The organism is Variovorax sp. CAN15, from assembly GCF_030462475.1.
In the GTDB taxonomy this organism is placed as follows: Bacteria; Pseudomonadota; Gammaproteobacteria; order Burkholderiales; family Burkholderiaceae_C; genus Variovorax.
Genome location: NZ_JASMRZ010000029.1, coordinates 53,885 through 64,979 on the forward strand (window position 1 = coordinate 53,885; position 11,095 = coordinate 64,979).

Genomic DNA, 11,095 nt, shown 5'->3' on the forward strand with positions numbered 1-11,095 from the left:
GCCGTTATTGTCCCAACTGATCGAACTTTGCTTCGACGTCCTGCGCGAAGCGCTCAATGAACATGAGGGCTCTCACTTGTTTGGCTGCCGCCGGGTAGTCGCCCTTCTCGTCGATCAGCCAGTCGAGCGATGAGAGCGCGCGCGTGCGGCCGGCTTCGACCTCGGTGTTGAGCTTCTCGAGCGAAGCGAAGTCGGCGACGTCGTCGAGCGTCTCGCGCCATTCCATCTGCTGCATGAGGAAGTCGGGCGGCATCGCCGTGTTGTTCTCGGCGTCGAGCGGCGCACCGTTCAGCTCGCAGATGTAGCTGGCGCGGCGGATCGGGTCCTTCAGGCGCTGGTAAGCCTCGTTGATGCGCACCGACCACTGCATGGCCACGCGCTGCGCCGCGGCGCCCTGCGCGGCGAAGCGGTCCGGGTGGGCCTCTCGCTGCAGTTCCTTCCAGCGTGCGTCGAGCACTGTGCGGTCCTGCGCGAAAGTCGCCGGGACGGCGAACAGTTGAAAGTCGGTGTCGTTCAGATTCATGGCAAGAAAAAACCGCCAGCACATGACATGTTGGCGGCTGTGGTCGCAGTCAGCGACGGCGCATCAGTTCAGATGCGGAAGCTTTCGCCGCAACCGCAGCGGTCGCGCTCGTTGGGGTTGATGAACTTGAAGCCCTCGTTCAGGCCTTCGCGCACGAAGTCGAGCTGCGTGCCGTCGATGTAGGCCAGGCTCTTCGGATCGACCAGCACCTTCACGCCGTGGTCTTCGAACACCACGTCCTCGGGCGTCAGTTCGTCCACGTACTCCAGCTTGTAGGCCAGGCCGGAGCAGCCCGTGGTCTTCACGCCCAGCCGCACGCCCAGCCCCTTGCCCCTCTTGCCGAGGTAGCGGGTGACGTGTCGGGCAGCGGCTTCGGTCAGCGTGACGGCCATGTCAGTGGACAGCTTCGGCGGCAGCGGATTCGGTCTTGACGCCGTGCTTGGCCTTGTAGTCGTTCACGGCTGCCTTGATGGCGTCTTCGGCCAGGATGGAGCAGTGGATCTTCACCGGCGGCAGCGCCAGTTCTTCGGCGATCTGCGCGTTCTTGAGCGCAGCCGCTTCGTCGAGCGTCTTGCCCTTGACCCATTCGGTCACGAGCGACGACGAGGCGATGGCCGAGCCACAGCCGTAGGTCTTGAAGCGCGCATCTTCGATCACGCCGGTTTCGGGGTTGACCTTGATCTGCAGCTTCATCACGTCGCCGCAGGCCGGTGCGCCGACCATGCCGGTGCCGACGGAGTCGTCGCCCTTTTCGAAGGAGCCGACGTTGCGCGGGTTTTCGTAGTGGTCGATGACCTTGGAAGAATATGCCATGGTGTACCTCTCAAACTTTGTTCAATCGTGGTGCCTGGTGCGGACCTGACCTGCGTCAGTGGGCCGACCACTGGATCGTGCTGATGTCGACGCCGTCCTGGAACATCTCCCACAGGGGGCTCAGCTCGCGCAGCTTGGCAACGTTGTGCTTGATGGTCGAAATGGCGTAGTCGATCTCTTCTTCGGTCGTGAAACGGCCGATGGTCATGCGAAGGCTGCTGTGGGCCAGCTCGTCGCTGCGGCCCAGGGCGCGCAGCACGTAGCTGGGTTCCAGGCTGGCCGAGGTGCAGGCCGAACCCGACGACACCGCCAGGCCCTTGATGCCCATGATCAGCGACTCGCCTTCGACATAGTTGAAGCTCATGTTCAGGTTGTGCGGCACGCGATGCTCGAGGTCGCCGTTGATGAACACCTGTTCGACGTCCTTCAGGCCATCGAGCAGACGCTTCTGCAGCCGGCGCGCGTGTTCGATGTCCTTGTGCATCTCGAGCTTGGCGATGCGGTAGGCCTCGCCCATGCCGACGATCTGGTGCGTGGGCAGCGTACCCGAGCGCATGCCGCGCTCGTGGCCGCCGCCGTGCATCTGCGCCTCGAGGCGCACGCGCGGCTTGCGGCGAACGTACAGGGCGCCGATGCCCTTGGGACCGTAGGTCTTGTGCGAAGCCAGGCTCATCAGGTCGATGGGCAGCTTCGTGATGTCGATGTCGATCTTGCCGGTGGCCTGGGCAGCGTCGACATGGAAGACGATGCCCTTCTCGCGGCAGATGTTGCCGATGGAGACCACGTCCTGGATCACGCCGATTTCGTTGTTCACGAAGAGCACGCTGACGAGGATGGTGTCAGGGCGGATAGCGGCCTTGAACTTTTCCAGGTCGACGAGGCCGTTTTCCTCGACGTCGAGGTAGGTGACCTCGAAGCCCTGCCGCTCCAGTTCCCGCATGGTGTCGAGCACGGCCTTGTGCTCGGTCTTCAGGGTGATGAGGTGCTTGCCCTTGCCCTTGTAGAAATTGGCCGCGCCTTTGATCGCGAGGTTGATCGACTCGGTTGCTCCCGAGGTCCAGACGATCTCGCGCGGGTCGGCGTTGATCAGCGCCGCCACCTGTCCGCGCGCTTTCTCGACCGCCTCCTCAGCTTCCCAGCCCCATGCATGGCTGCGCGACGCCGGGTTGCCGAAGTGTTCGCGCAACCAGGGAATCATGGCGTCGACCACGCGCGGGTCGACCGGCGTGGTCGCGCCGTAGTCGAGATAGATCGGGAAATGAGGAGTTACGTCCATGGCTGGCTCGTGCTGGCGTGGGGGTTGTTCTTTGATCTGGGCTGCTCAGGCCGGCGCCCGAAGGCGCCGCCGGGACTCTGACTCAGGGCTTTCAGGACTTGGCGAAAGCGTTTCCGAGTGCGAACACCGAGTTCGGCGCGTTCACGCGAATCGGCTTGACCACCGGCTGCGCGGAGATCGCGCGCTTGACGACCGGCTTGTTCTCGATCTGCACGCCCTTGGCGATCTGGTCGTCGACCAGCTTCTGCAGGGTGACGGAGTCGAGGAACTCGACCATGCGCTGGTTCAGCGAGGCCCAGAGTTCATGGGTCATACAACGGCCGGCTTCGCCGAGGCAGTTTTCCTTGCCGCCGCACTGGGTGGCGTCGATGGGCTCATCGACGGAGACGATGATGTCGGCTACGGTGATGTCCGCGGCCTTGCGGCCGAGGCTGTAGCCCCCGCCGGGGCCACGGGTCGACTCGACCAGCTCGTGACGGCGCAGCTTGCCGAACAGCTGTTCGAGGTACGACAGCGAGATCTGCTGCCGCTGGCTGATCGCGGCCAGCGTGACCGGACCGGTGTTCTGACGCAACGCCAGATCGATCATGGCTGTGACCGCAAAACGGCCTTTGGTAGTGAGACGCATCGCAAGCTCCTTCAAGTGCTTACCGTTGAAACGACACCATGGTCCGGGACCGCGGTGACCTCGTCTCCGCCCTGCCCGACCCCTGACGCTGGTGAACCAGCCGGTAGGAGTCAGTCCTTCATCGCGAAGTTCTTCTGGTTGTTGTTGAGTATTTCGCTCAAGTATAACAGAAGGCCCTGAGGTCTGCTCGGGTAAACCCCAGCGCCGCCCGATGCGGGATTGCGAACGTTCGGTTTACTGCGCCAAGCCGGCGATGTTGTCGCCGCCGGACGCCCCGAACGCCTGCTCCCGAAGCAGCGCCAGCTGGTCGCGCACCCGGGCCGCCTTCTCGAATTCGAGGTTGCGGGCGTGCTCCAGCATCTGCTTTTCGAGCCGCTTGATTTCCCGGGCGATGTCCTTCTCGCTCATGTCCTCGACCTTGGCGCGTTCCAGGTCGAGCTTGGCCGCCTCCTTGCCGCTCTTCTCGCTGTAGACGCCATCGATCAGGTCGCGCACCTGCTTGACGATGCTGCGCGGCGTGATGCCGTTGGCCTCGTTGTAGGCGATCTGCCGGGCGCGCCGGCGCTCGGTTTCGCCGATGGCTTTCTTCATCGAGTCGGTCATCCTGTCGGCGTACAGGATGGCCTTGCCGTTCAGGTTCCGCGCCGCGCGGCCGATGGTCTGGATCAGCGAACGCTCCGCGCGCAGGAAGCCTTCCTTGTCGGCATCGAGGATCGCCACCAGCGACACCTCCGGAATGTCCAGCCCCTCGCGCAGCAGATTGATGCCCACCAGCACGTCGAAAGTGCCCAGGCGCAGGTCGCGCAGAATCTCCACCCGCTCCACCGTGTCGACGTCGCTGTGCAGGTAGCGCACCTTCACGCCGTTGTCGCCCAGGTAGTCGGTCAGCTGCTCGGCCATGCGCTTGGTCAGCGTGGTGATCAGCACCCGCTCGTTCTTCTCGACACGCGTGCGGATCTCGCCCAGCACGTCGTCCACCTGATGGGTTGCGGGCCGCACCTCGACTTCGGGGTCGATCAGCCCGGTGGGCCGCACCAGCTGCTCGACCACGTTGCCGGCATGGTCCTTCTCATACTGCGCCGGCGTGGCCGATACGAAGATGCACTGGCGCACCCGCGCTTCGAACTCCTCCAGCTTGAGCGGCCGGTTGTCCAGCGCGCTCGGCAGGCGGAAGCCGTACTCGACCAGCGTGACCTTGCGCGCCCGGTCGCCGTTGTACATGCCGCCGAGCTGTCCGACCATCTGGTGACTCTCGTCGAGGAACATCAGCGCGTCCTTGGGCATGTAGTCAGTCAGCGTGGCCGGCGGCTCACCGGGAGCGGCGCCCGAGAGGTGGCGCGTGTAGTTCTCGATGCCCTTGCAGTGACCGATTTCGGAGAGCATCTCGAGATCGAAGCGCGTGCGCTGCTCCAGCCGCTGCGCCTCCACCAGCTTGCCCGCGCCGACCAATTCCTTCAGCCGCTCGGCCAGTTCGATCTTGATGGTTTCCACCGCCGCCAGCACCTTGTCGCGCGGCGTGACGTAGTGGCTCGACGGGTACACGGTGAAGCGCGGCACCTTCTGCCGGATGCRCCCGGTCAGCGGGTCGAAGAGCTGCAGCGACTCGATCTCGTCGTCGAACAGCTCGAAGCGGATCGCCAGTTCGCTGTGCTCGGCCGGAAACACGTCGATGGTGTCGCCGCGCACGCGGAACGTGCCGCGCGCGAAGTCCTGCTCGTTGCGCGTGTACTGCATGCGGATGAGCCTGGCGATCAGGTCGCGCTGGCCGAGCTTGTCGCCCACGCGGGCGATCAGCCGCATCTCCATGTAGTCCTCGGGCGTGCCGATGCCGTAGATGGCGCTCACCGTGGCCACGATGACCGTGTCGCGCCGCTCCAGCACGCTCTTGGTGGCCGAAAGGCGCATCTGCTCGATGTGTTCGTTGATCGACGAGTCCTTCTCGATGAACAGGTCGCGCTGCGGCACGTAGGCCTCGGGCTGGTAGTAGTCGTAGTAGCTGACGAAATACTCGACGGCGTTCTTCGGGAAGAACTCGCGGAATTCGCTGTACAGCTGCGCCGCCAGTGTCTTGTTTGGCGCAAACACGATGGCCGGGCGGCCCATCCGGGCGATCACGTTGGCCATGGTGAAGGTCTTGCCCGAGCCCGTCACGCCCAACAGGGTCTGGTAGACCTCGCCGTCGTTCACGCCCTCGACCAGCCCCTGGATGGCCGTCGGCTGGTCGCCCGCCGGCGGATAGGGCTGGAAAAGCTCGAAGGGCGAACCGGGGAACCTGACGAATTCGCCCTGCTTCGCTGGCCCGATCGGGTCGAGTTTCTTCAGGTCTGCTATGGCTTCGTTGTTCTCTGGCATGGCTGTTCCCGACAGGTGGCGCTCGCGCCGGTAAAATTCAAGGCAACCGGAAAGCATAAAGCCTCATCCGGTTGCAGCGCAGCTTTCATCCCAAAGGACCTTTCCATGTCTATGTTCACCGCGGTCGAAATGGCACCGCGCGACCCGATCCTCGGCCTCAACGAACAATTCGCAGCCGATACCAACCCCAACAAGGTCAATCTCGGCGTCGGCGTCTATTACGACGACAACGGCAAACTGCCCCTGCTGCAGTGCGTGCAGGCCGCCGAGCAGAACATGATGAAAGCGCCCACGGCACGCGGCTACCTCCCCATCGACGGCATCGCCGCCTACGACAACGCCGTCAAGGCACTCGTTTTCGGTGCCGACAGCGAACCCGTCACCTCGGGCCGCGTCGCCACGATCCAGGCCATCGGCGGCACCGGCGGCCTGAAGGTCGGCGCGGACTTCCTGAAGAAGCTCAACCCCAACGCCAAGGTGCTCATCAGCGACCCGAGCTGGGAAAACCACCGCGCCCTCTTCACCAACGCCGGCTTCGAAGTCGAAAGCTACCCCTACTACGACGCCGCCAAGCGCGGCATCAACTTCGACGGCATGCTGGCCGCGCTCAACGCAGCCCCGGCCGGCACCATCGTCGTGCTGCACGCCTGCTGCCACAACCCGACCGGCTACGACATCACCGCGGCCCAGTGGGACCAGGTGGTCGCCACCGTCAAGGCCAAGGGCCTGGTGCCCTTCCTCGACATGGCCTACCAGGGCTTCGGCTACGGCCTGAAGGAAGACGGCGCCGCCGTCGCCAAGTTCGTCGAAGCCGGCCTGACCTTCTTCGTCTCGACCTCCTTCTCCAAGAGCTTCAGCCTGTACGGCGAACGCGTCGGCGCCCTGTCGGTGCTGTGCGAGAACAAGGAAGAAGCCGCCCGCGTGCTCTCCCAGCTCAAGATCGCCATCCGCACCAACTACAGCAACCCACCCACGCACGGCGGCGCCGTGGTGGCCGCGGTGCTCGGCAACCCCGAGCTGCGCGCCCTCTGGGAGAAGGAACTGGGCGAGATGCGCGTGCGCATCAAGGCCATGCGCCAGGCGCTGGTCGAGGGCCTGAAGGCCGCGGGCGTGAAGGAAGACATGAGCTTCATCACCACGCAGATCGGCATGTTCAGCTATTCGGGCCTGACCAAGGACCAGATGGTCCGCCTGCGCAATGAATTCGGCGTGTACGGCACCGACACCGGCCGCATGTGCGTGGCCGCGCTCAACAGCAAGAACATCGGCCACGTCTGCGCGTCGATCGCCAAAGTCATCTAGGTGACAGCGAGGTGTGAGGGAATCCGCCCCGGGCGACGATTCCTTCACACTCCCTCCCGGAAGAGCCCGGCGACAGGTGGATGTAGGGGTTAGGCCCCCTGCAGCACAGCGGATGCGCTGATATATTGCGCCGCAACATCTCACTCCAAGACTTCCGATGCTCTATCAACTCTACGAAGCCCAGCGTTCCCTGATGGAGCCCTTCGCGGACTTCGCGCAGGCGGCCTCCAAGCTCTACAGCCCCGGTGCCGTGTGGGGCCAGTTGCCCATCTCCCAGCGCATGGCCGCGAGCTACGACCTGCTCTACCGGCTGGGCAAGGACTACGAGAAGCCCGAGTTCAACATCAAGTCCGTCAAGGTCGACGGCGAAGAGGTAGTGATCCAGGAAGCCGTCGAGCTCGACAAGCCCTTCTGCGAACTGCGCCGCTTCAAGCGCTTCACCGACGAGCCGCACATCCTCAAGACGCTCAAGAGCCAGCCCGTGGTGCTGATCGTGGCTCCCCTGTCGGGCCACTACGCCACGCTGCTGCGCGACACGGTGCGCACCATGCTGCAGGACCACAAGGTCTACATCACCGACTGGAAGAACGCGCGCACGGTGCCGCTCGCCGAGGGCGAATTCCATCTCGACGACTACATCAACTACGTGCAGGAGTTCATCCGCCGCCTGCAGGCCGAGTACGGCAACTGCCACGTGGTGAGCGTGTGCCAGCCGACCGTGCCCGTGCTCGCGGCCGTGTCGCTCATGGCCAGCCGAGGCGAGCCGCTGCCGCTCACCATGACCATGATGGGCGGCCCCATCGACGCTCGCAAGTCGCCCACCGCGGTGAACAACCTCGCGATGAACAAGAGCTTCGAGTGGTTCGAGAACAACGTGATCTACCGCGTGCCGCAGGGCTTCCCAGGCGCGGGCCGCAAGGTCTACCCCGGCTTCCTGCAGCACACCGGCTTCGTGGCGATGAACCCCGACCGCCACGCCAGCAGCCACTACGACTACTTCAAGGACCTCATCAAGGGCGACGACGCCAGCGCCGAGGCCCACCGCAAGTTCTACGACGAGTACAACGCCGTGCTCGACATGGACGCCGATTACTACCTCGAGACCATCCGCACCGTGTTCCAGGAGTTCGACCTGGTCAACGGCACCTGGGACGTCCGCAACCCCAAGGGGCAGGTGGAGCGCGTGCGTCCGCAGGACATCCATGCCACCGCCCTGCTGACGGTCGAGGGCGAGCTCGACGACATCTCCGGTTCTGGTCAGACCGAGGCCGCGCACAGCCTGTGCACCGGCATCGCCGACGACAAGCGCGAGCACTACGAGGTCAAGGGTGCCGGCCACTACGGCATCTTCAGCGGCCGCCGCTGGCGCGAACTGGTCTACCCGAAGGTGCTGAAGTTCATTGCGGCCAACGACCAGCCGCAAAGCCGCGCCAGCAGCCGCGGCGGCCTTGGCGCCGAAGACACGATCAAGCCCGGCCGCAAGGTCCCCGCTTCCGTAGCCGCCAAGAAGGTACCGGCGAAGAAGACCACCACCGTGGCGGCCAAAAAGCGCGCCGCGCGCTGAAGCGGCTTCGCGTAGATTGCTGCCAGGTGAACGGGCTAGCCGCACGCATCAATGACGCACTGCCTCAAACGCAGTGCACACGTTGCGGCTACCCGGATTGCGCAGGCTACGCGCAGGCCGTGGCCGACGGCGAAGCCGGCATCAACCAGTGCCCACCCGGCGGCGCGGAAGGTATCGAGCGACTCGCCCGCCTGACCGGCCGCCCCGCCCTGCCCCTCGATCCGCAGTTCGGCACCGAGGGCCCCCGCGCCATGGCCGTGATCGACGAGGCCTGGTGCATCGGCTGCACGCTGTGCCTCGACGCCTGCCCGACCGATGCCATCGTCGGCATCAACAAGCGCATGCACACGGTGATCGAAGCCCACTGCACGGGCTGCGAGCTGTGCATTCCGGTCTGCCCGGTCGACTGCATCTCGCTCGAGGTCGAGACGCCAGGCCTCAGCGGCTGGCAAGCCTGGTCGGCCGAACAGGCCCGCAGCGCGCGCAGCCGCTACGAGGTGCACGGCAGGCACCGCAACACCGACGCCCGGCTGGCCGAAAACGCCCCCGAGCCCGAAAATGCCCCGCAAGACGCCGACGCCCGCAAGCGCTCCGTCGTCGAAGCCGCCCTGGCGCGTGCCCGCGCCGCCGCCCAACAACGACGCCCCCCAACTGCCAAACCATGACGCTCGACACCCTGCTCATCTACATCGTCGCCTCGCTCGCGCTGGCCCTGATTCCGGGGCCGACGATGCTGCTGGCGCTGTCCAACGGCATCGAGGGCGGCATGCGCCGCGCGAGCTGGGGCATTGCCGGCGCGTCGCTGGGCAGCATCACGCTGATCGCGGTCGTGGCGCTCGGGCTGGGTTCGCTGCTGGCGGCCTCGGAATGGCTCTTCAATGCCATCCGCGTGGCCGGCGTCGCCTACCTCGTGTGGCTGGGCATCAAGCTCTGGCGCAGCGAGGCGACCGACCTGCGCACCGCGCTGGCCAAGTCGCCGATCGAAATGCGGCCGAAGGGGCGCATCGCCCTCATGCGCAGCCTCGCGGTGGCGCTGTCGAATCCGAAGACGGTGCTGTTCTTCGCGGCCTTCCTGCCGCAGTTCGTCGACATCACGAAGCCGCAGGGCCCGCAATACCTGCTGCTGGGGGCCGTGTTCGTGGTGCTCGACACCTGCGTGATGCTGGCCTACGCAGGCGCCGGCACGCAGGCCGTGCGCTTCCTCTCGCAGCGCGGCATCAGGATGATGAACCGCGGCTGCGCGGCCGGCATGTGGCTGCTGGCCGCTACCCTTGCTGTGTGGCGCCGCCCCGGCGCGTAGCGAGGTTCTCCCCCAGGCTTCGCGCACTTTGTGTCGCTTCGCCAACCCCCTTCCGGGGGCAACACCTGCGGCCCGGCGGAGCCGGTTCCGCGGTGTTCCCGACAAACCCGGTTCAACCTCTGCGCTTGAAGAGCATCAGCAGCACCACGGCCACGGCGTAGCACTCGAAGCGCGTCACAGCCGCGTTGGCGATCCACACGCCCAGCAGCATCGCGATCACCGGATTGACGAAGGTGTAGCTCGCGGCGAGCGCGGCCGGCGCCCTGGCCAGCAGCACCATGTAGGGGTTGAAGGCGATCAGCAACCCGGCGCGCGAGCACCAGCCGATGCTGCCGCCGCGCAGTTCCGACGTGAAGCCGCCGATCAGGAAGGTGCTCAACGCGTAGCGGCCAGCGCGCCGAAGGCCGCCACCACCTCGGGCGGCGCCTGCACCATCTCGATGAGCACGCCCTCGCCCGCGATCGGGAACTCGTCGTTCGCCTTCGGGTGCAGGAAGCAGATGTCGAAGCCTGCTGCGCCCTTGCGGATGCCGCCGGGCGCGAAGCGCACGCCCTGCGCGGTGAGCCATTCGACGGCCTTGGGCAGGTCGTCGATCCACAGCCCGACGTGATTGAGCGGCGTCGTGTGAACGGCGGGCTTCTTCTCCGGGTCCAGCGGCTGCATCAGGTCGACCTCGACCTTGAACGGGCCCACGCCCATCGCGCAGATGTCTTCATCCACGTTCTCGCGCTCGCTCTTGAACGTGCCCGTGACTTCGAGCCCCAGCATGTCGACCCACAGCTTCTGCAGCCGCAGCTTGTCGGGGCCGCCGATGGCGATCTGCTGGATGCCCAGCACCTTGAAGGGACGCGCGTCGGCGGTCATGCTGCGCACCCTTCTTCCGCCTGCTCCTGCACGTGCACCTGGCGCGAATTCAGTCCCAGCTTGCGCAGCAGCACCGTGTCGGCCTCGACGTCGGGGTTGCCGGTGACCAGCAGCTTGTCGCCGTAGAAGATCGAGTTCGCGCCGGCCATGAAGCACAGCGCCTGCACCGCGTCGCCCATCTGCTGTCGGCCGGCCGACAGCCGCACGCGCGCGGTCGGCATGGTGATGCGGGCCACCGCGATCATGCGCACGAAGTCGAACGGGTCGACCGGCTCCGAGTCGGCCAGCGGCGTGCCGGGCACGCGCACCAGGCTGTTGATGGGCACCGACTCCGGATACGGGTTCAGGTTGGCCAGCTGCGCGATCAGCCCCGCGCGGTGCACCGGCTGCTCGCCCATGCCGACGATGCCGCCGCAGCACACGCTGATAATTGAAGGCCGCCTACGCCCACATGGGTTCGCGCGGCGTCAAAG

General features: G+C 65.6%; 11 protein-coding genes and 2 pseudogenes. 4 read left to right on the top strand and 9 right to left on the bottom strand.

The annotated features are described in order from the left end of the window. Window positions 1–4: 4 nt before the first annotated feature. From hscB to uvrB, 6 genes are all read right to left on the bottom strand, one after another. Window positions 5–523 (bottom strand): Fe-S protein assembly co-chaperone HscB, encoded by a 519-nt coding sequence (hscB, locus tag QMO14_RS18710; protein WP_301508940.1) that lies wholly within the window; start codon window positions 521–523, stop codon window positions 5–7. A gap of 68 nt (window positions 524–591) precedes the next feature. Then, the gene (gene iscA / locus QMO14_RS18715) at window positions 592–915 is read right to left on the bottom strand and encodes an iron-sulfur cluster assembly protein IscA (protein WP_301508943.1); all 324 of its coding nucleotides are present in this window, start codon (window positions 913–915) and stop codon (window positions 592–594) included. A gap of 1 nt (window position 916) precedes the next feature. After that, complete coding sequence (gene iscU, locus QMO14_RS18720) at window positions 917–1,336, bottom strand: Fe-S cluster assembly scaffold IscU (protein WP_093201679.1); 420 nt, start codon at window positions 1,334–1,336, stop codon at window positions 917–919. Window positions 1,337–1,391: 55 nt separating this feature from the next. Continuing rightward, window positions 1,392–2,612 carry an IscS subfamily cysteine desulfurase gene (locus tag QMO14_RS18725; RefSeq protein ID WP_301508944.1) on the bottom strand — a complete coding sequence of 407 codons (1,221 nt, stop codon included), beginning with the start codon at window positions 2,610–2,612 and terminating at the stop codon, window positions 1,392–1,394. A 91-nt stretch (window positions 2,613–2,703) separates the two neighbouring features. After that, window positions 2,704–3,240, bottom strand: coding sequence for a Fe-S cluster assembly transcriptional regulator IscR (gene iscR, locus QMO14_RS18730; RefSeq protein WP_007828186.1), 537 nt, complete (start codon window positions 3,238–3,240; stop codon window positions 2,704–2,706). A 234-nt stretch (window positions 3,241–3,474) separates the two neighbouring features. After that, complete coding sequence (uvrB, locus tag QMO14_RS18735) at window positions 3,475–5,592, bottom strand: excinuclease ABC subunit UvrB (protein ID WP_301508950.1); 2,118 nt, start codon at window positions 5,590–5,592, stop codon at window positions 3,475–3,477. A gap of 105 nt (window positions 5,593–5,697) precedes the next feature. Between uvrB and QMO14_RS18740 the strand changes: the two genes are divergently transcribed. From QMO14_RS18740 to QMO14_RS18755, 4 genes are all read left to right on the top strand, one after another. After that, window positions 5,698–6,894, top strand: coding sequence for an amino acid aminotransferase (locus QMO14_RS18740; RefSeq protein ID WP_301508951.1), 1,197 nt, complete (start codon window positions 5,698–5,700; stop codon window positions 6,892–6,894). Between the two features lie 157 nt (window positions 6,895–7,051). After that, window positions 7,052–8,458 (top strand): polyhydroxyalkanoate depolymerase, encoded by a 1,407-nt coding sequence (locus tag QMO14_RS18745; protein ID WP_301508952.1) that lies wholly within the window; start codon window positions 7,052–7,054, stop codon window positions 8,456–8,458. Window positions 8,459–8,484: 26 nt separating this feature from the next. After that, on the top strand, window positions 8,485–9,123 hold the full coding sequence (locus tag QMO14_RS18750; RefSeq protein WP_301508954.1) for an RnfABCDGE type electron transport complex subunit B: 639 nt from the start codon (window positions 8,485–8,487) through the stop codon (window positions 9,121–9,123). Next, window positions 9,120–9,758 (top strand): LysE family translocator, encoded by a 639-nt coding sequence (locus tag QMO14_RS18755; protein ID WP_301508955.1) that lies wholly within the window; start codon window positions 9,120–9,122, stop codon window positions 9,756–9,758. Before QMO14_RS18750 ends, QMO14_RS18755 begins: the two co-directional genes overlap by 4 nt. A gap of 112 nt (window positions 9,759–9,870) precedes the next feature. On the opposite strand, the pseudogene QMO14_RS18760 reads toward QMO14_RS18755, so the two are convergent. The 3 genes and pseudogenes from QMO14_RS18760 to QMO14_RS18770 all read right to left on the bottom strand — a co-directional run. Then, window positions 9,871–10,059 (bottom strand): annotated as a pseudogene (locus QMO14_RS18760) (permease); the annotation flags it as partial. Between the two features lie 74 nt (window positions 10,060–10,133). Next, window positions 10,134–10,622, bottom strand: coding sequence for a VOC family protein (locus tag QMO14_RS18765; protein ID WP_301508956.1), 489 nt, complete (start codon window positions 10,620–10,622; stop codon window positions 10,134–10,136). Continuing rightward, a pseudogene (locus QMO14_RS18770) lies at window positions 10,619–11,050 on the bottom strand (biotin synthase BioB); the annotation flags it as partial. The gene QMO14_RS18765 and the pseudogene QMO14_RS18770, both read right to left, overlap by 4 nt. Window positions 11,051–11,095: the final 45 nt, after the last annotated feature.